18 protein-coding genes are annotated in these 18727 nt (G+C 68.2%); 11 read left to right on the top strand and 7 right to left on the bottom strand.

The window, feature by feature from the left end:
• Nucleotides 1–32 precede the first annotated feature (32 nt).
• From GD1_RS11035 to GD1_RS11025, 3 genes are all read right to left on the bottom strand, one after another.
• The gene (locus GD1_RS11035; protein WP_059037041.1) at nt 33–2597 is read right to left on the bottom strand and encodes a patatin-like protein; all 2565 of its coding nucleotides are present in this window, start codon (nt 2595–2597) and stop codon (nt 33–35) included.
• 256 nt (nt 2598–2853) lie between these two features.
• Entirely contained in the window at nt 2854–3195 is a 342-nt protein-coding gene (locus GD1_RS11030) for a histone-like nucleoid-structuring protein Lsr2 (protein ID WP_020793321.1), read from the bottom strand.
• A 128-nt stretch (nt 3196–3323) separates the two neighbouring features.
• Nucleotides 3324–3878 carry a hypothetical protein gene (locus GD1_RS11025; protein ID WP_174519040.1) on the bottom strand — a complete coding sequence of 185 codons (555 nt, stop codon included), beginning with the start codon at nt 3876–3878 and terminating at the stop codon, nt 3324–3326.
• A 259-nt stretch (nt 3879–4137) separates the two neighbouring features.
• Here GD1_RS11025 and trhO point away from each other — a divergent pair, with 259 nt between their 5' ends.
• The 6 genes from trhO to GD1_RS10995 all read left to right on the top strand — a co-directional run bounded on the left by trhO (nt 4138) and on the right by GD1_RS10995 (nt 9737).
• The gene (gene trhO, locus GD1_RS11020; protein WP_053778714.1) at nt 4138–4995 is read left to right on the top strand and encodes an oxygen-dependent tRNA uridine(34) hydroxylase TrhO; all 858 of its coding nucleotides are present in this window, start codon (nt 4138–4140) and stop codon (nt 4993–4995) included.
• Nucleotides 4992–6080: a CobW family GTP-binding protein gene (locus GD1_RS11015; RefSeq protein WP_059037061.1), complete on the top strand. Its 1089-nt coding sequence runs from the start codon at nt 4992–4994 to the stop codon at nt 6078–6080. The genes trhO and GD1_RS11015 overlap by 4 nt, the downstream gene beginning before the upstream one ends.
• 219 nt (nt 6081–6299) lie before the next feature.
• On the top strand, nt 6300–7325 hold the full coding sequence (locus GD1_RS11010; protein WP_373855311.1) for an N-acetylmuramoyl-L-alanine amidase: 1026 nt from the start codon (nt 6300–6302) through the stop codon (nt 7323–7325).
• Nucleotides 7326–7413: 88 nt separating this feature from the next.
• Complete coding sequence (locus tag GD1_RS11005) at nt 7414–8349, top strand: SDR family oxidoreductase (RefSeq protein ID WP_059037038.1); 936 nt, start codon at nt 7414–7416, stop codon at nt 8347–8349.
• Nucleotides 8346–9125, top strand: coding sequence for a fructosamine kinase family protein (locus GD1_RS11000; protein WP_059037037.1), 780 nt, complete (start codon nt 8346–8348; stop codon nt 9123–9125). The genes GD1_RS11005 and GD1_RS11000 overlap by 4 nt, the downstream gene beginning before the upstream one ends.
• A 24-nt stretch (nt 9126–9149) precedes the next feature.
• Nucleotides 9150–9737, top strand: coding sequence for a nucleosidase (locus GD1_RS10995; protein ID WP_244882665.1), 588 nt, complete (start codon nt 9150–9152; stop codon nt 9735–9737).
• 76 nt (nt 9738–9813) lie between these two features.
• On the opposite strand, the gene GD1_RS10990 is transcribed toward GD1_RS10995, so the two are convergent.
• The 4 genes from GD1_RS10990 to GD1_RS10975 all read right to left on the bottom strand — a co-directional run bounded on the left by GD1_RS10990 (nt 9814) and on the right by GD1_RS10975 (nt 14726).
• Nucleotides 9814–10848, bottom strand: a complete 1035-nt coding sequence (locus tag GD1_RS10990; protein ID WP_059037036.1) for a DUF6542 domain-containing protein — start codon at nt 10846–10848, stop codon at nt 9814–9816.
• Between the two features lie 106 nt (nt 10849–10954).
• On the bottom strand, nt 10955–12103 hold the full coding sequence (locus GD1_RS10985) for a DNA recombination protein RmuC (protein WP_059037059.1): 1149 nt from the start codon (nt 12101–12103) through the stop codon (nt 10955–10957).
• 578 nt (nt 12104–12681) lie between these two features.
• Nucleotides 12682–13218, bottom strand: coding sequence for a methylated-DNA--[protein]-cysteine S-methyltransferase (locus GD1_RS10980; protein WP_059037035.1), 537 nt, complete (start codon nt 13216–13218; stop codon nt 12682–12684).
• Nucleotides 13215–14726 carry an Ada metal-binding domain-containing protein gene (locus GD1_RS10975; RefSeq protein ID WP_059037034.1) on the bottom strand — a complete coding sequence of 504 codons (1512 nt, stop codon included), beginning with the start codon at nt 14724–14726 and terminating at the stop codon, nt 13215–13217. The genes GD1_RS10980 and GD1_RS10975 overlap by 4 nt, the downstream gene beginning before the upstream one ends.
• Nucleotides 14727–14893: 167 nt before the next feature.
• Here GD1_RS10975 and GD1_RS10970 point away from each other — a divergent pair, with 167 nt between their 5' ends.
• The 5 genes from GD1_RS10970 (at nt 14894) to GD1_RS24265 (ending at nt 18642) form a co-directional block, all read left to right on the top strand.
• Nucleotides 14894–15148, top strand: coding sequence for a hypothetical protein (locus GD1_RS10970; RefSeq protein ID WP_053778707.1), 255 nt, complete (start codon nt 14894–14896; stop codon nt 15146–15148).
• Nucleotides 15149–15250: 102 nt separating this feature from the next.
• On the top strand, nt 15251–16495 hold the full coding sequence (locus tag GD1_RS10965; protein WP_082366124.1) for an AI-2E family transporter: 1245 nt from the start codon (nt 15251–15253) through the stop codon (nt 16493–16495).
• A 22-nt stretch (nt 16496–16517) separates the two neighbouring features.
• Nucleotides 16518–17597, top strand: a complete 1080-nt coding sequence (gene ychF, locus GD1_RS10960) for a redox-regulated ATPase YchF (RefSeq protein ID WP_059037033.1) — start codon at nt 16518–16520, stop codon at nt 17595–17597.
• Nucleotides 17598–17788: 191 nt separating this feature from the next.
• Nucleotides 17789–18043 carry a HigA family addiction module antitoxin gene (locus GD1_RS10955; protein WP_059037058.1) on the top strand — a complete coding sequence of 85 codons (255 nt, stop codon included), beginning with the start codon at nt 17789–17791 and terminating at the stop codon, nt 18041–18043.
• A gap of 47 nt (nt 18044–18090) precedes the next feature.
• The gene (locus GD1_RS24265) at nt 18091–18642 is read left to right on the top strand and encodes a putative immunity protein (RefSeq protein ID WP_244882662.1); all 552 of its coding nucleotides are present in this window, start codon (nt 18091–18093) and stop codon (nt 18640–18642) included.
• The last annotated feature ends 85 nt before the right edge of the window (nt 18643–18727 follow it).

Raw genomic sequence — 18727 nt, 5'->3', positions numbered from 1 at the left:
GAGCCGACCGGCTCGTCGTCGGCCGGCGGGTGTCAGTCGCCGAAGAACCCTTGCAGCCACTGTCGGGATTCGGCCGGGATGTGGGTGAGACCGCCGATCTCGGCGCGGTAGATCGTGTCGAGGACAGGGCGCGCGAGCTGGGCGACGAGGGCGTCGTCGCCGGTGGTCTCGGCGAGCAACCGGATGATCAGGTCCGCGCCGTCGAGACGTCCGTTGAGGTAGTCGCTCTCGCGGTATCCGGGCTCGAGGAATGCTGCGAAGTGGGCGAGCTTGGCGCCGTACAGCTCCGGACGCGCGGTGGGGTGGCCGGACAGGGTGGCGGCCTGGCGCGGACTGAACTGGCTCACCGGGATCGGCGTCAGCTGCGGAATCCGCGACAGCGCCGTGATCGGGAACAGGGCACCGTCCCACTTCGGGAAACCGAGGTAGCGCGATGCCAGCAACCGGAAGTGCTCGTCGGTCCAGCCGTCGCCGAGGCGAAGTGTGCCGGCCGCGTCGTGGGACCCGGCCGACACCGCAGACAGTGCGGTCTTCTGGAACGTCGACCAGATGGTGTCGTTGTCGTTGCCGATGCGGACGTCGACCAGAGCCGCATACCGGGTGAAGAGGTCGTCGAGCAACGCGGTGAACTCCGCAGGCAACTCGTCGGTCCCGACCGGTCGTGGGGTCTCGGCATAGGCGACCGCAGCATTGGTGATGCCACGCGTACCGATGGTCGTGACGATCTTCTCCGGCGCGTCGTGCAGTTTGGTCAGTTCATCCCAGACCGCGGCCTTGAGCTTGTCCACCGCGGCGCGGTCGGGTCCGCCGTCACCGTAGAGCTTGTTGATGCCGTCGATGATGAACATGTACCGCCGGACCCGATAGGGGGTGTCGGCGGGTTTGAGGAACCTCTCCGCCAGTCCCTGTCCACCGTCACGCCATTCGGCGGTGGCGCGCATATGCGACGACAACGCGTCGCGAATCGCGCTGGCGGTCAACGATTCCGGTGGCAGCTGTTCGACGTCGATGATCGCATCGGCCACGCGGTCGGCGATCGCCAGTGCCTTCATCCGCTGGTAGGTCCGCCACGTCTCGGACAGGTCGGTCTCGGCGTCCTGATAGAAGCTGTCGGAGACCTGCTGCGCCGACGCCAGCGTCAGCAACTGTTCGAGGAAGGAGGCGGGCGGAGTCGCCTCGACGCCAGGAGAACTCGCCGCGTCGGCTTCCACCACCTGCTGTGCGGCGTCCCGGACCCGCTGACTGATCACCGCCTCCACCTCGGCGCGCTGGAGCTCGGCGATGCGGCCGATCTCGGCGATCCGCCCGTTCATGTCCCGCAGGTGCAGCAGATCGCCCAGGTAGGAGTGGCTGGTCAGCGGCGCCTTGATCGCCATCAGGTCGTCGGCGAAGCTGTGTGAGCGCCGCTGGTACTCCTCGACGGCCGCGGTCAGCGACTTACCCGGGTCGGGTTCGATGTACACCAGGCGCCGGATCACCTCGTGCTGTGCCGGTTCGCGGGCGATCGCATCGACCACGAGGTCGAACGGTGCGTTGTCGAGGAGCCCGCCGTCGATGAAGTGACGCTCGGAGTCCTCGACGGTGCTGCCCCGGGGGAGCAGTCGCGCCCACCACGGCCGCTTCTGTTGGCTCGACGTGTCGGTATCGGTGTCGGTGCTGTGATACCGGAACAGGAACATCTCCCCGAACCGCTTGGGGTCCAGGGAGATCGCGTTCTTGACCTCCTGGAGGAAGCCGCTGCGGGTGACCGGGGCGAACGCCGCCGGGAACGCCGACGTCGCGCGCGCCGCGAAGGCGAGCGCAGGGGTGTCGTCGGAGCCGAAGCCGGACGGTTGCACCCGCGGATCGGGATTGCTGCTGCGGAACTCCATCACCTGCGCGTAGGCCCGGTCGCGTTGCCCGATCCCGCCCGCACCCGAGGGCACGACCACATCGAATCCGGACTGGTCGGTGGTGGTCACGAACAGTTGGAGCCGACGCAGCCGCGGGATCAACGACGACGACTGCACCACGGCATTGGGCCGAGTGCTCGAATCCATGGTGGCCAGCGCGTGGACCAGGTTCTGCGACATCACATCCGAGCGCAGCAGCGAGGTCGGCCGCCACGCATTGGCCACCGCCCACACCGCCGCGGTGGCCGCCTGGACGGCCAGACCCGCGAACTGCGGGCCGCGGAGCAGCTTGCGGAGGTCGCCCTCGTTGATCCACAGACTCCGCAGCGCATCCTGGGACGCGTTGATCGCGAGAGCCTTCGCCAGCACCACGCCGTTGATGCCACCGGCGGAGGTGCCACCGATGATGTCGATGGCCACCGACAACGGCCGGCCCGCATCCTCGAGCCGACGCAGCGCATCGAAGTAGAGGGCCTCGGAGTCGAAACCGTCGAGGATCTGCGTCGGATCGGTGGCCGAGCGGAACGGGTTGGCCGTGGCCCCGGCGACCCGGGCGGCATCGAGCGCCCGGGACGCCACGACGAGCTTGTGTAGTTCCTTGGTCACACCGTGCATGTAGACCGCCAGGGACACCCCGCCGTAGCAGACGAGGGCCAGCCGGAGTTCGACGGTCTCGGGGTCGGGATGACTGGCGGACTCGGGCATCGGGTCTCCACTCGGGTTGATTCGTCGGCATCGGCGCGTGCGGATCGAATTCTGCCCCGATCCGGCGCCGAACGGGAGTCCCGAGTCGGCTACTCGGACCACCTCCGGCGCGCACCCCGCCGCCGGGGTTGCCGGCACGACCGGCATATCGGCACAACCGGACAGCGAAAACGGCCGGTGCCGGGAGGGTTGTCCCTCCCGGCACCGGCCGGTGAAGCCTCTGGTCTTCGGCTCGGCGACCTCTCTGGTCGTCGACTCAGTGAGCGGCTTCGAAGGCCTCGAGAACGTGCGCCGGAATGCGGCCGCGCGAGCTCACCTCGTACCCGTTCTTGGTCGCCCATTTCCGGATGGCCTGGGTTTGCTCTTTGCTTCGCGAAGCATCTGCCGTACGACGCTTCGCCGCAGAACTACGAGCGGTACCCGCGGTCCGGGAGACCTCGAGGTATTTCGACAGGGAGTCACGGAACTGCTGGGCGTGCTTCACCGAGGTGTCGAATTCGTACTCTTTGCCATCGACGGCCCAACGAACGGTTTCGTACTTGTCGAGTACCTTACCGTCGATGTCGTCGATGACCTGGACGGTCTGGACCTTTGCCATCTGGCCTCCCGGGGCTTTCCTCTTTGGGGTGATCGGTGGACGCCGATCAATCTCGCCGTTGATTATAGGCATAGGAAAATGAGAAATTCCTGGGTGTCGCAGGTCGGCGTGGTGGGAAAGCTGTGAATTCACCGCGTGGGTGAAGTAGTGGTGGTCACATCCTCGTCGTCGGCACTATCGGTCCGGGTGGTCGTCGACTCGGAATCGATGGTGCCCAGCAATGCGCCAGGAGCTCTTTCGTTGGCGTAGATCTTCTGGTAACCCTTTGCGGTACTGGAGAATCCGGTCTTCGAACGGGATTCGAGGCAATAGATGCCGGAGCTTTCGACCAGGCACGAGAATCTGCCCACCGCGATGGTCGTCCCATAGTCGACAATCGCGCTGCGATAAAGAACCGGGAACTCTTCGGCACACGCCCCGTGCTGCGGACCGGAGGCGTCGAGGATCACCAGGTCAGAAGCCCACTTGCAGCCCGCCGCCGTCGACGATGTTCGACGCGAATTCGACGAGTCGTCGGCGATCCGGCACGCGAGCGTCGGGGTCCCGGTGGAGAAGGTGGAACAATTGACCGACCGGTCCGGGGTGGAGAAGTGATAGTCCGAGGTGTCCTCGAGTGGCGTTTGCGGCCCGGTGGACCCCTGGTGATATCGAGAATTGTCGGCGCGCGGTGCGAGCGCGATCACACGACCCATGCTCCAATTCGGCAATTCCGTCGGGGTGTCGGAATCCGGGGGTGTGGTCCGGCTCGAACTCGAGAGTTCTGATTCGGTGGTCAATTCATCGGTCGGGGGCAGGACGATCGGTGACGGTGTGGTATCGGCGGAAAACGAACAAGCGGCCACCGCGGCACCGGAGCCGATCACGGCGATGGCCGCGAGCGCGAGAAAGGCAACCCGCCCCCACCGCGATCGGTACTCACCCCGTGATCCGTACCCTTGCATTGTGTCGACCCCCAAGATCGTCCTGTTCTACGTGTTCACCCCGTTGCCCGATCCCGATGCGATTCGGCTCTGGCAAGAGGCGATATGCGAGTCGCTCGGGCTTCGCGGCAGGATCATCGTGTCACGTCATGGGATCAATGGCACCGTCGGTGGCGAACTCGCCGATGTGAAGCGATATGTCCGCGCCACTCGTGGATATCGCGCATTCGGCGATGCCGATATCAAATGGGCCGAGGGAACGGGAGATGATTTTCCCCGTTTGTCGGTGCGGGTACGGCCGGAGATCGTCACCTTCGGGGCTCCGGACGAACTGCAGGTGGACGATTCCGGTGTGGTGGGTGGAGGCAGGCACCTGGACCCACACGAGCTGCACCGGCTCATCGACGAGCGCGGCGACGACGTGGTGTTCTTCGACGGTCGCAATCGCATCGAATCGCAGATCGGGCGGTTCGCCGGGGCGATCACCCCCGACGTCGAGACCACTCGAGACTTCGTCCCGCTGATCGAGTCCGGGGCCTTCGATCACCTCAAGGACCGGCCGGTCGTCACCTACTGCACCGGCGGAGTGCGCTGCGAGGTGCTCACCGCGCTGATGCGCAATCGCGGCTTCGGTGAGGTCTATCAGCTCGACGGCGGCATCGTCCGATACGGCGAACAGTTCGGCGACGACGGGCTCTGGGAAGGATCGCTCTACGTCTTCGACAAGCGCATGTCGGTGGACTTCTCCGATCACCCGGCGGTCCTCGCCACCTGCGTCGAGTGCGGCACCCCCACCTCGAATGTCGCCAATCATCCCGACCGGCTCGGCCGCGACCTGGCCGTCCTGTGTACCGAATGCGCCGGCCCGGGGCCGTCGTGACGCGCGAACCCATCCCGGTGATCGTGGTCGCCGGGTTTCTCGGTGCGGGTAAGACCACTCTGCTCAACCACCTTCTGCGGGGTGGGTCCGGTGCACGAATCGGCGTGCTGGTCAACGACTTCGGCGCGGTCAACATCGACGCCATGCTGGTTGCGGGACAGGTCGGCGACGTCGTCGGTCTGACCAACGGCTGCATGTGTTGTGCGGTCGACCGTGCCGGCCTCGACGATGCGCTCTCGGCGCTGGCACGTCCTGCCGCGCAACTCGACGCCATCGTGATCGAGGCCAGCGGGATCGCCGAACCGAAGTCGCTGATCCGGATGATCACCGCGATGGCCGATCCGCGGATGCGCTACGGCGGCCTCGTCTACCTGGTGGACGCGGCGCTGTTCGAGACCGCGCGGCGGGCCCATCCGGAGATCGACGGTCATGTCGCGGTGGCCGACCTCGTCGTCCTCAACAAGACCGACCTCGTCGACGTCGACGCCCTGACGGCCACCCGCACCGAACTCACCGCGCTCAACCCGAGTGCACCACAGCTTTGCGTCACCGGCGGGCGGATCGACCCGGCACTGCTCTTCGACATCCCGACCCGCGCGCCCGACGACGGCGGCGACCGTCCGATCCAGCTCTCGCTCGATGCACTGCTGCGGGAGGCCGACGACACGCACGCGGGGGAGTCGGGGCATGTGGGCGAGTCGGGGCATGTGGGGGAGCTGGGGCACGCCCACCTGCACGATGCGTTCGAGTCGGTGGAGTTCTGCACGCCGGAAGCGATGGACCCGCGGGCACTCGCGAGCTTTCTGACCCGTCCGCCGGCCGGGATCTACCGGATCAAGGGAGTGGTCTGGTTCGACCTTCCCGGCCACCGGCAGCGTCACGTCGTGCACGCCGTCGGCGGGTTCGTCGACGTGTCCCGCGACTCCTGGCACGGGCAGGACCGCCAGACCGCACTCGTGGCGATCGGTACCGGGATCGATCGCGACGAGGTGTGCGCGCAACTGGCGGCGGCGTCGGCGACCACGGCGACCGCCGACGACGAGCACGGCATCCTGCACATCACCCGATTCCTGCCGCCGGCCTGAGCGGCCACGTCTCGGGTGGATACCTGCAACGTCACAGGTGCCTAACGAAACCGATCGGACCAGGCGGCTTCGTCGCTGAACGTCGACCTCGGGTTGACTCTGTTAAACCTGTGACTATTGTGGCCCATGTTGCTGGATGGAAGGAGTGAGGCGCGGGGGCCGATCCGGTGCACCCGTGTCCGTACCGCGATGACCCAGACACGCTTCTCGCGAATGAGGATGTCGATCACCGCCGCCGCGGTTGCCGTGGCGACCGGTGCCGCGGTGCTCAGCGCTGTGACGACCGCCCCGGCGTCGGCGGCCCCTGCCGCCGGCACCTCGCTGGCAGGCAAGACCGTCTTCCTCGACCCCGGGCACCAGGGCAGTGCTGCCGGCCACAACCTCTCCCAGCAGGTCGTGGACGGTCGTGGGGGCAAGAAGGACTGTCAGACCACCGGCGCCACGGCCGTCAACGGGACTCCCGAGCACACCATCAACTGGGAGGTCGCCCAGTTGGTGAAGGCCGGCCTGGAGAGCCAGGGGGCCCGAGTGGTGCTCAGCCGTCCCGACGACACCGGATGGGGCGGCTGCGTCGACGAGCGCGCCGCCGCGGCGAGCCGTTCGGGTGCCGCGATCGCGGTGAGCCTGCACGCCGACTCCACCACCACCGGCACGGATGCCACCAAGAAGGGCTTCCACATGATCGTGCCGACCCTGCCCATCCCGGATGCCACGGTCAACGCCGTGCAGTCCGGCGAGGGCCGCAAGGCGTCGACGGTCATGCGTGACGCCTTTGTGCGCGCGGGATTCCCCACCGCCAACTACGCCGGCGTCGTCGACGGCATCCAGACCCGTCCCGACATCGCCGCGGTCAACCTGACCAAGGTGCCCGCGGTGTTCATCGAGATGGGTAACCTGTCGAATCCGGCTGATGCCGCCGCGCTGACCGGCAAAGACGGTCAGCTGAAGTACTCGATGGCCATCACCGAGGGCATCGTCAACTACGCCAAGGGTGCCGCGGCCGCGTCGACGACGCCGAGCCCGCAGAACCTCGGTGCCGCGCCCGCGCCGGAGGCCACCCCGCAGGCGGGTGACGGCGAGCTGTCGGCGGTACTGCCGTTCGTCCAGAAGCTGCTCGGCACAAGCGATCCCGCCGAGATCGGCCAGCTGCTGCTGACCGACGGGCAGGATGCGTCGGCGCAGGTGCTCAACGCGATGCTGGTGGTGTTGTACGGATTGTTCGACGGCAAACTCCCGATCGGCTGAGCCCCGCCGCTCCGGCAGCGGCATCGTGGGTGAGAAGAGTTGTCCCGGTTCTGCTGAGCGTCACAGAATCGGTGGCTAGGGTCGAGGCATGTCGCTTCGAGATCTGATCCGGATGGATCCGCCGGTGCCGACGCTGCGGGGCCGCAAGGTCCTGATCACCGGTGCCGCGAGTGGGATCGGGCTGGCCACCGCGCAGGCCGCAGCCCGGGCCGGCGCCGAGCTGGTGCTCACCGATCTGCACGCCGATGCCCTCGACACCGCGGTCGCCGCGATCGTCGACGCCGGCGGGACGGTGCTGTTCCATGCCGCCGGGGACGTCTCCGACTACGACTGGGTGCACGGCTTCGCCGGGGAGGTCGACGCCGAGGTCGGCGTGATGGACGTGGTGATGAACATCGCCGGTGTCTCGGCCTGGGGGACCGTGGAGAATCTCGAACACCGTCACTGGAAGACGATGGTCGACGTCAACCTGATGGGCCCGATCCACGTGATCGAATGCTTTGTACCCCAGATGGTCCGACGCGGACACGGTGGACAGCTGGTCAACGTGTCGTCGGCGGCCGGGCTGATCGCACTGCCGTGGCATGCCGCCTACAGCGCCAGCAAGTTCGGTATCCGCGGGGTGTCGGAGGTCTTGCGTTTCGACCTGCGCCGCCACCACATCGGGGTGTCGCTGGTGTGCCCGGGAGGTGTGGACACTCCCTTGGTGAACACCGTCGAGATCGTCGGCGTCGACCGCGAGGACCCGCGGGTCATCAAGCAGATCAACAACTTCCACAAGGTGGCGGTGAGTCCGGAGAAAGCGGCAGCGGCCATCCTGGCCGGGATTCGCAAGAACCGCTTCCTGGTCTACACCTCCTTCGACATCCGCTTCGGCTACTGGTGGGCCCGCAAGTTCGCGCTGCCGTACGAAGTCGTGATGCGCATCGCCAACGACCGATTCGACCGACTCGCGCAGATCAGTCGTGTGGCACAAGGGGACTCGGCGATCACCGGCTCCGACGTCGAGTCCAACCACGGGTGAACCCCGACGCCGCCTTCCGCAAGGTGCGCCGCGACGTCGACCCGGATTTCTTCGCCGCCGAGGCCGCCGGTCTGGGGTGGCTGGCCGCGGCCGGTGCCCCGGTGGTCGAGGTGGAGTCGGTGTCTCCCACCGGGATCACGCTGCGCCGACTGACCACGGTCCGGCCGACGCCGGAGGCCGCCACCGCCTTCGGGGTGGCACTGGCCCGCATGCACGACGCGGGTGCCGACGCCTTCGGGGCGCCGCCGGCCGGCTACACCGGATGCCAGTTCATCGGTGAACGGCCGTTGAGCTCTGTCATCCACGACAGCTGGGGCGAGTTCTACGCCGCCGAACGTGTCGAGCCCTACCTCGCGCCCGCGATCGAGGCCGGTTTTCTCGACACCGCCGACGCCGAGGCCACCCGGGCGGCCTGCACGCTGATCGCGTCCGGGGCCTTCGACGACGCCGATCCGCCCGCCCGCCTGCACGGCGACCTGTGGAGCGGCAACGTGATGTGGACACCCGACGGTGTGGTGATGATCGACCCGGCCGCACACGGCGGGCACCGCGAGACCGATCTCGCGATGCTGATGCTGTTCGGCTGCCCGCATCTGGAGGCCGTCCTCGACGGCTATCTCACCGCGCATCGGATGCGGCCGGGGTGGCGTGAGCGGGTCCCGCTACATCAGCTGCATCCACTGGCGGTGCACGCCGCCGGTCACGGACCGGCCTACGGTCAGGCACTGGGCCGGGCCGCCCGGGCCACTCTCCGGTCGGCCGGCGACGCGACGTGACCCCGGCCCCGCGATAATCGTCGGGTGACCGTCGATCCCACGTCCCGTGACGCCCATCCCTTCGATCTGCTCGACCCGTCGGTGCTGGTGGTGTCGGCCACCCGCTCGGAGGCCCGGTACATCCCGAAGGGAACCCGGTTGCTGATCACCGGGATCGGCAAGGTGGCGGCGTCCATGGCGTTGACCCGCGAACTGTCGGCGTGCCCGCAGACCCGGCAGGTGATCAACATCGGCACCGCCGGTGCCCTCCACGACCACCACTCGGGGCTGTTCGTGCCGTCGCAGGTGATCGAGCACGACATCAGCAGTGCCGAACTCGTCGCGATGGGCTATCCGGTGGTGGACCGCTGGAACCTGCCCGACGGCGACGGCACCGTGCTCGCCACCGGCGACACCTTCGTCGCCGACAGCCTGCGCCGCGCCGAACTGGCCGAGCGGGCCGACCTCGTCGACATGGAGGGCGGTGCGATCGCCCACGTGTGTGCGGCGTTCGAGGTGGAATGCCGGCTGATCAAGATCGTCAGCGACCCCGCCGACGAGACCGCGATGGACTGGCCTGCGCTGGTCGACGATGCGGCCCGACGGCTGGGGGACTGGCTCACCGGGCGGTGACGACCGGGCGGGTGGTCTGGAGCCGCCGATCGGGTCGTCGGGTCGGCCGCAGGGATTGGGACCCGAGCCGGGACCGTCAGTGCTGTCGGCGGGTCCGTGCCGGACGGGGCGCCGCGGCGGTCTGGCCGGCTGCGGACTCGTAGCGGTCGAGGTCGGCCGCGGCGGAGCGGGGCCGGGGCCGCGGAGTACCCGCGGCTGCCGCTCCGGTGCCCGCAGCACCGGTCGTGGCCGCCTCGCGGGCGTTCTCCTCGGCCGCCCGACGACGTCGCGCCCGGGCCTCCTGCTGGCTTCGCTCACCGGACGTGGCACGTTCGGCGTGCTGGGCTCGCTCGCCCGCCGCGGTGCGTTCACCGGACTGACGGCGGGCACCGGACTGGGCCCGGCGGGGCTCCTCGGCTGCCCTGGTGGTTGCGTCGGTGCGTGCGGTGGTGCCGTTCGTGCTCGCCGCCTGCGCGGTGGCGTCGGGCCGCGGCTTCCGGGTCCGGGCGGCGTCGGCCTTGCGGGTGCGACCCTCGGCGGCGACGGCCCTCGCGGACCCGCGCTCGCTCCGTTCGTGCTGTCCGGCGCGAGGGGTGCCGGGGTCGGCCCGCCGGGATGTGGGGTTCTTGCCGGCGGCAGGCTTCTTGGCAGCAGCGGCCGACGAGCTCGTCGCGGTCGGGTTCTTCGCGGTCGGGTTCTTGGTGGCGGCCGACGTGCGTGTGAACGGCGAGTCGGTGCCGGGCCGGGTCAGGTACCACCGGCCCACCACCACGACGAGGGTCACCAGGAAGGTGATCGCCATCCACGGGAAGTTACCGGCGATCGGCAGCAGCACCTTGAGGATCAGCGACTTCAGTTCCGACGCCTGATCGGCGGACGCGTAGAGCGCGATGAGTGCGATGACGAACGAGATCAGCGGCGGCTGCGCGGCGGCGGTGAACAGCGCGCGGCGGCGGACCGCGAGGGCGGCGAGGACGCAGCCGACCAACTGGCAGAAGTTGAAGGCACCACCGATGGTGCTGTTCGCCGAGGTGTCGATGATCGCACCGATCGCGGTGATGACCGTCGCGATGAGGATCGCTCCCCACCAGGGGACCCCGCGCACGCTCGGCAGGACCGACTGCTGGTCCACGGGCACCGTCGAGGAGCTTGACTGCGGGAAAGGCACAAGTAGACGGTACCGGTTGCGACGCGATTTCCCGTGAACCGCCGGGTCATGTTGGTCATCCCGACCGAGGTCAGGTGTCTGCGTGCACGCCGCCAGCATCACGGATCGTGTCATGGATCACGCGGGGACTGGTCGGTTCGTCCAGATTGCCCAGTGCCTCCAACGATGCCAGCTTGCGGGCGGTGACCCCCACCCGGCTGTCGAGGGCACCGACCGTCGAGTTGTAGGCCTCCACCGCACGCCGCAGTGACACCCCGACCCGGTCGACATGGCCCAGCACGGTCTCGAGCCGATGGTGCAGTTCCACACCCAGTTCGTGGATCACCGCGGCGTCGCGGGCCATCGCGTCGTGCCGCCACCCCAAGGCAACCGTCCGCAGCAGCGCCACCAGACTCGACGGTGTGGTCAGCACCACGTTCTTGGCGAAGCCGAAGTCGATCAGTCCGGGGTCGCTGCGCACCGCCCACTCCAGGACGGCATCCCCCGGGACGAACAGGACCACCATCTCCGGACTGTTGGGCAGCGCCGCCCAGTAGGCCTTGGACGAGAGTGTCTTGATGTGCGCGCGCACGGCCTGCGCATGGGAGGCGAGGAGTTCCTCACGTAGCGCCGGGTCGTCGCATTCGGCAGCGTCGAGATAGGAGTGCAGCGGCACCTTGGCGTCGACGACGATGCTGCGTCCCCCGGCGAGACGCACGATCATGTCCGGGCGTTTGGCCTCGTCGGTGCCGATGGTGACCTGGGTGTCGAAGTCGCAGTGCCGCGTCATACCGGCCAGCTCCACCACCCGCTCGAGTTGCATCTCGCCCCAGCGTCCCCGCAGGTGCGGGGTGTGCAGCGCGTTGGTGAGTGCGCGGGTCTGGTCGCCGAGACGGGTGGAGGCCGCATGCACCCCGCGGACCTGCTCGGTGAGTCCGGCATAGGCGCCCACCCGGTTCTGCTCGACCCGACGCAGTTCCTCGGCGAGTTGCCCGACGAGCGCGCGCAGCGGATCGACGATGTGGGTCATCTGCGCGCCGATCGCAGTGGACTGCCGTCGCGCCGCATCCTCGGACGCCGCCGACAACGACCGCCCGACCAGCTCCTGGGACTCGCGGACGGCCTCGGTCTCGGCGCGGGCGGTGGCCACCGCCGACGCCGCCCGGCCGGTGGCCGCGAACCATCCGATGGCCACGCCGGCCAGGATGCCGACGACGAACGCGATGAGGGCAAGGGTCATGGCCGAGATGATGCCGGAGACCTCCGACAGAAATGAGCGGGCTTCGTCGGCGGTGGTCTCGTCGGCCACCGCCCTGGACGGTCGCCATCTGACGTCGGCCGGCTGTCGGCGGATGTGGCGCGTGACCACTTTGGATGGTTGAGCCGGGACCGAGCATCGCGAGGCCCCGTGTCGAAACCCGGTGAGTCGAGGGTGTTGGTGACCACCTCGAACGTGGTGGTGGCGTTGCGGGGTTGGCCGGCGGAGATTTCGACACGTCTCGTCGCTGCGCTCCTCGTCGGATCGATCAGCGGATGCGGGGTGCGTGACCACGGTGGATGGTCGCCATTTGACGTCGCTTGGTTGTCGAAGGCTGCGTCGGCGACCCCCTTTGGATGGTTGAGCCGGGACCGAGCATCGCGAGGACCCGTGTCGAAACCCGGTGAGTCGAGGGTGTTGGTGACCACCTCGAAGGTGGTGGTGGCGTTGCGGGGTCGGCCGGCGGAGATTTCGACACGTCTTGTCGCCGCGCTCCTCGTCGGATCGATCAGCGGATCAAGGCGCTTGTCGAGCAGCAGCGTCGAACGACGACAGCCCACTCACTTCGCCCGGACGGACTCCCGGGCCAGTAGCGACTGCTTGATCGGTAGGCCGTATCGGAATCCGCCCAGCGACCCGTCGAACCGTTGCACGCGGTGGCACGGGACGAACAGTGCGGCCGCGTTGCGGGAGCAGGAGCTCGCCGCGGCCCGGATGGCCTGGGGTTCACCGGCCAGCTCGGCCAGGGCGGTGTACGTGATGGGCGCACCCGCCGGCACGGTTCGCAGCGCCGCCCAGTTCTTCTCCAACACCGGGCCGGACTTCTGGGTGACCGGGATCGCCGCGGGGGCGTCGAAGTCGCCGTCGTAGTAGGCCTCGACGGCGGCGACGATCGGGCCGAGAGAGTCGGAGCGCCGCAGGTCCGACGGCCGCAACGCGCGATTGACCAGCGCGAGTAGGTACTCGGGCTCGTCGGTCCAGCCGGATGCGAGCACCGTCGCGGCATCGTCGGCGATCACGGTGAACGCGCCGTCCGGGGTGACGACGGTGGCCCAGACGGCCACATCGGTGGCGTCGGTGGTGTGCGGATCGGTCATGGGTGCTCCTCAGGGGACGGGGTTGCGAGAGTCGGGGTGAACAGGCGGTGACGCCACAGATGCATGGATGCATAGGAACGCCATGGTGACCAGTGGGCGGTGTCGGCGAGGTTGAGTCCGAGGTCGGCGGCGGCGTGCCGCACCACCAGGTCGTGATGCAGCAGGATGTCGGGATCGCCGGTGATCTGCAGGGCGACCTGATCGGCGGTCCACGGCCCGATCCCGGGTAGTGCGAGCAACTGTGCATGTAGATCGGACGCAGCGACCCCCGCGTGTAGTTCCACCGAATCGCCGGCAATCGCCGAAGCGGTCTCGACGATCGCCCGGATTCGCCGTTGTGGCCCGGTCAGGACCGCGGCACCCGACGCCGCGATGGTCGCCGCGGTGGGAAACCGGCGCCACCCTCCCGGCCAGCCGGTCGGTTCGCCGAGCCGGGCGACCAGCGCGGCGATGTGGGTGCGGGCCGCGGCAACACTGATCTGCTGACCGATCATCGTGCGGATGACGGTCTCGGCACCGTCCACCGAGCCGGGTAGCCGTACTCCCGGGGCAGCCGCCACCACCGGGGCCAGCACCGCATCCGCCGACAACGCCTCTCCGACCGCCGCGGTGTCGGCATCGAGGTCGAACAGGCGGCGCAGCCGGTTGACGGCCGCACCCAGATCCCGCAGGTCGAGGTGCTCGAGGCGGGTGAGCAGATAGCCGTCGGCGGGTGAGATCACCGCAAGCGCGGGACCGTGGGCGAGGTCGAGAACGCGACGATACGACCAGCCGCCCTCCGGATCGGGGACGAGTTCCTCCACGCCCGCGACCGCGTGCGCGGCCAGCCGATGACCCAGCCAGGCGGCGTCGAAGGGACGACGATGCGCCAGGCGCAGGACGATCACCGGGGAGTCGTCGGATGAGGCATCTGCGCCGACGGCCGGCGTCGGCGCGCGTCGGCGGGCCCGCAATTGCGTCGGTGTCACCCCGAACACCTCACGGATGGTGTCGTTGAACTGCCGGATGCTGGCGAATCCCGCGGCAAAGGCCACCTCACCCATCGGTAGTTCGGTGCACTGGGTCAGGATGCGGGCGTTGGTGGCCCGGTGTGCGCGGGCCAGGGCGAGCGGCCCGGCACCCAGTTCCGCGGTGAGCACCCGGGTCAGATGACGCTGCGAGTAGCCCAGGCGCCGGGCCAGTCCGCCGACGCCGTCACGTTCGACGGTGCCGTCGGAGATCAGGCGCATCGCCCGCGCGGACAGGTCGGCACCCAGATTCCAGCGGGGTGAGCCGGGGACCGCGTCGGGCAGACACCGCAGACATGCCCGGAAGCCGCGGGCCTGGGCGGTGGCCGCGGTGACGACGAAGTCGACGTTGCGGGGCAGCGGTGTGCGGGATGGACACGACGGCCGGCAATAGATGCCGGTGGTGCGTACGGCCACGAAGAACTGTCCGTCGAACCGGGTGTCGCGGGCCTGCAGCGCTCGGTAGCAACGGTCGAAATCGAGGTCGACGGTGGTGGTCACCTCTCCACCCTGACATCGATCCGGCGATCGAGCTGGCGGAAATCGGCCACGGCGGCGGAACGGCCGGTGAGGGGGCGTGCGGGGGCCTGCGCGCCACCTCGGGATGCCGGTGGAGTGCAATGGGACAACTGGGTGACGTAGATCATAGTTCGTGTCACGATGTCACCATGAGCACAGGGGAGATGCAGCTCGCGGACTATCCGGAGTGGGGACTCGACATCATGCGGGGACTGTACGGCTGTGATGCCGTCGAAGCCGAGTGCGCCCGCGGACGGCGCCGCAGACCGGTGCACTGCGAGCCGGTTCCGCCGCTCTCCCCGCTGCAGGCCGAGCTCGAGGCACTCGACGCGGTCGGCGAGCTGGTGGTGTCCTTTGTGCGCCGCAGGGTGGCCGCGCATCGTCGTCGCACCCGCGTGCACTGACCCGGCAGGCATCCGGAAGCCGCTGCCGCCGGGTTCACCGACACCGGCCGAGGTGACATCGATCCCTGCCCGCTGACGTCCGGGCCGTGCCTGCGCGCCGCGATGCGGTCGTTATGTGAGGATCGACGCGTGACCGACGCCGCAGCGCACGATTCCGACAGCGCTCCCGAACCCGACGGATCCGTCGAGGCTGTGAAACCCGACCAGTATCCGACCCGTACCCAGGTCTTCCTCGGAGGTCTGCGATCCAGCGCGATGGTCGGCGCCCAGTTCATCCTGTGTGTCGCCGCATTCGCCGTCCTGATGTGGGTGGTCGGCCGGATCTGGGTGATCCTGCTGCCGGTGCTGTTCGCGATCATCGTGTGCACGCTGCTGTGGCCGCCGGTGCGGTGGCTGCGTAACCGCCGGGTACCCCCGGCCGCGGCGTCGCTGCTGATGATGCTGATCGGCGTCGGTGTCCTCGGCGGGGTGATCGGGCTGATCGTGCCGTCGATCATCGACCAGGCCCCGGACCTCGCCTCGCGTGCCATCCAGGGTGTGCACGAGTTGCAGGACTGGGTGCAGGGGCCGCCGCTCAACATCCGCGACGAGCAACTCGACAACGCCGTCCACGCGATCACCGGGAAGCTGCAGTCGAGTGCGTCGACGATCGCCTCCGGTGTGTTCAGCGGTGTCGGCACCGCCACGTCGTTGCTGGTCACGTTGTTCACCACGCTGATCCTGGTGTTCTTCTTCCTCAAGGACGGTCCGCGGTTCGTGCCGTGGCTCGACCGCACCGTGGGCGCATCGGTCGGCACCCACCTCGGCGAGGTCCTGACCCGGATGTGGAACACCCTGGGCGGCTTCATCCGCACCCAGGCGATCGTCAGCTTCATCGACGCCTTCTTCATCGGCCTCGGGCTGTTCATCCTGCAGGTCCCGCTGGCCGGAGTGCTGGTGGTGATCACCTTCCTCGGCGGGTTCATCCCGATCGTCGGTGCCTTTGTCGCCGGGTCTCTCGCAGTGCTGATCGCGCTGGTCTCCAACGGGCTGACCACCGCGCTGATCGTGCTCGCGATCATCCTGGTGGTGCAGCAGTTGGAGGGCAACGTGCTGCAGCCGTGGCTGCAGGCCAAGTCGATGGACCTGCACGCGGTGATCGTGCTGCTCGCGGTGACCCTCGGCGGCAGCCTGTTCGGCATCACCGGAGCCTTCCTCGCCGTGCCCGCCGCAGCGGTGATCGCGGTGATCCTGCGCTACCTCAACGAGCAGATCGCGATCCGCGTCGGCGAGACACCGCCCGGCCGAGAACCTCCTGCCGTCGACGATCCGGTGCCCGACGGGGAGGCCTCGCCCGACCCGGCGTGACCGGCCGATAGACTGTGCGCCCGTGAGTCTCACCCTCGGTATCGTCGGGCTGCCCAACGTCGGCAAGTCCACCCTGTTCAACGCGCTGACCCGCAACGACGTGCTCGCCGCGAACTACCCGTTCGCCACCATCGAGCCCAACATCGGCGTGGTCGAACTGCCCGACACCCGGCTCGTCCGGCTCGCCGAGATCTTCGGCAGCGAGCGGATCCTGCCCGCCACCGTGTCGTTCGTCGACATCGCCGGCATCGTCAAGGGCGCCTCCGAGGGCGAGGGCATGGGCAACCAGTTCCTGGCCAACATCCGTGAAGCCGACGCCATCTGCCAGGTGGTCCGCGTCTTCGCCGACGACGACGTCGTGCACGTCGACGGCCGGGTCGATCCGCTCGCCGACATCTCCGTGATCGAGACCGAGCTGATCCTCGCCGACCTGCAGACCATCGAGAAGGCCATCCCGCGCCTGGAGAAGGATGCACGCAAGAACAAGGACCTCGTCGAGGTGCTCGAGGCCACCAAGAAGGCCGAAGAGATCCTGACCTCGGGCAGCACCCTGTTCGCCGCGAAGGACTCCTTCGACACCTCGCTGGTGCGCGAACTGCACCTGATGACGGCCAAGCCGTTCCTCTACGTGTTCAACGCCGACGAGTCGGTGCTCACCGACGACGCGCGCAAGGCCGAGCTCAAGGCCTCGATCGCACCCGCCGACGCGGTGTTCCTCGACGCCAAGGTGGAGAGCGAACTGCTCGAGCTCGACGAGGCCGACGCCCAGGAACTGCTCGACTCGATCGGCCAGGACGAGCCCGGCCTGCGGTCGCTGGCCCGCGCCGGCTTCCACACCCTCGGCCTGCAGACCTACCTGACCGCCGGTCCCAAGGAGTCGCGCGCCTGGACCATCCACAAGGGCGACACCGCCCCGCAGGCCGCCGGCGTCATCCACACCGACTTCGAGAAGGGCTTCATCAAGGCCGAGATCGTGTCCTTCGACGATCTCGATGCCGCCGGCTCCATGGCCGCAGCCAAAGCTGCGGGCAAGGTGCGGATGGAAGGCAAGGACTACGTCATGCAGGACGGCGACGTGGTGGAATTCCGGTTTAACGTCTAGCGTTATTGACGCCCTGCGTTATAGGTTGTCCGCGTGATCAGATCGTTCGGCAGCAAGGGCACCGAGCGCATCTGGCACGAGCAGTAGGTCAAGCGCGTCGATCGGACGGTACAGCGGACGACCCTGCGGAAGCTCGAGCTGATCCATGCGGCGAAGGATGTCGAAGACCTCCGGGTCCCGCCGGGAACCGGCTGGAGGACTTCATCGAGGGCTTCGGGATCACGCAGAACAAGCTGGCCGTTTCGATCGGTGTGCCGCCGCGCCGAATCAACGAGATCGTGCACGGCAAGTGGGGGATCACCGCAGACACGGCGATTCGGCTGGCGCGGTACTTCGGCGCCTCCGAAGAGTTCTGGATGAACCTGCAGTCCCACTATGAACTGCGGATCGAGCGGCGTGCCCTGGGCGACCGGGTTGACGCTATCGAGCCGCTCGGGACCGCCTGACAGTGCCGGAGCCGCTGGGGCCGTCGTACATGTAGGGAGTTGGGTTCGTGACGACCGTGTCGGGTGACTTCGAACTGACCATGGATGAACTGCGTGTGGTTGCGCGCTTCGTCGCTGAGACTGCTCAGCGCATCCTTCCGGCGTTTGAAGAGATGCATCCAGATGATCCGCGACCACGTGTTGCAGTGGACTCCGCATGGACGTTTGTGAACGGCGCACCCCGCACCAAGCTTCAGCGCATGGCTTCGCTCGACGCACACCGCGCGGCCAAGGAATCGTCCACCGAGATCGCTCGCCTCGCCGCTCGTTCTGCCGGTGATGCAGCTGCTGCTGCGTACCTGCACCCGATCGCGCAAGCCAGCCAGGTCGGGCACATCCTGCGTGCCGCCGCGAGCGCCGCGCGCATTGCAGAACTCCAGGCGGACGGCGACCCTGCATGCGGAACTCGAGCAATCGAGGAGGCCTGTCGACGCGCTACGCCGACCCTGATCGATGTCCTCAGCCGATACCCGGTTGCGCCGGCCACCAAGACCCGAGTCTCCCAGCTCCAAGCCGCACTGGATGCCTCGCTTCGCGCGGCCCACTCGAGAGCACGCTGAACCTCGCGCACACGCTGTTCGTGCTCACCGGGTCCGGTGAGTCTTCGTCTGGCAGATGGTTCTCCGTGCCGGAACCCGGTGGAGT

This window comes from Gordonia desulfuricans NBRC 100010, assembly GCF_001485495.1.
In the GTDB taxonomy this organism is placed as follows: domain Bacteria; phylum Actinomycetota; class Actinomycetes; order Mycobacteriales; family Mycobacteriaceae; genus Gordonia; species Gordonia desulfuricans.
This window is presented reverse-complemented; position numbering and strand designations above follow the sequence as displayed.

What these genes read in the sequence shown, in the direction of transcription:
- GD1_RS11010 (WP_373855311.1), top strand. Translation starts at nt 6,300, where the DNA reads ATGTCGATCACCGCCGCCGCGGTTGCCGTGGCGACCGGTGCCGCGGTG.
- GD1_RS10985 (WP_059037059.1), bottom strand. Translation starts at nt 12,103, where the DNA reads ATGACCCTTGCCCTCATCGCGTTCGTCGTCGGCATCCTGGCCGGCGTG.
- GD1_RS11035 (WP_059037041.1), bottom strand. Translation starts at nt 2,597, where the DNA reads ATGCCCGAGTCCGCCAGTCATCCCGACCCCGAGACCGTCGAACTCCGG.
- GD1_RS11005 (WP_059037038.1), top strand. Translation starts at nt 7,414, where the DNA reads ATGTCGCTTCGAGATCTGATCCGGATGGATCCGCCGGTGCCGACGCTG.
- GD1_RS11030 (WP_020793321.1), bottom strand. Translation starts at nt 3,195, where the DNA reads ATGGCAAAGGTCCAGACCGTCCAGGTCATCGACGACATCGACGGTAAG.
- GD1_RS10980 (WP_059037035.1), bottom strand. Translation starts at nt 13,218, where the DNA reads ATGACCGATCCGCACACCACCGACGCCACCGATGTGGCCGTCTGGGCC.
- GD1_RS10965 (WP_082366124.1), top strand. Translation starts at nt 15,251, where the DNA reads ATGCGGTCGTTATGTGAGGATCGACGCGTGACCGACGCCGCAGCGCAC.
- GD1_RS10970 (WP_053778707.1), top strand. Translation starts at nt 14,894, where the DNA reads ATGAGCACAGGGGAGATGCAGCTCGCGGACTATCCGGAGTGGGGACTC.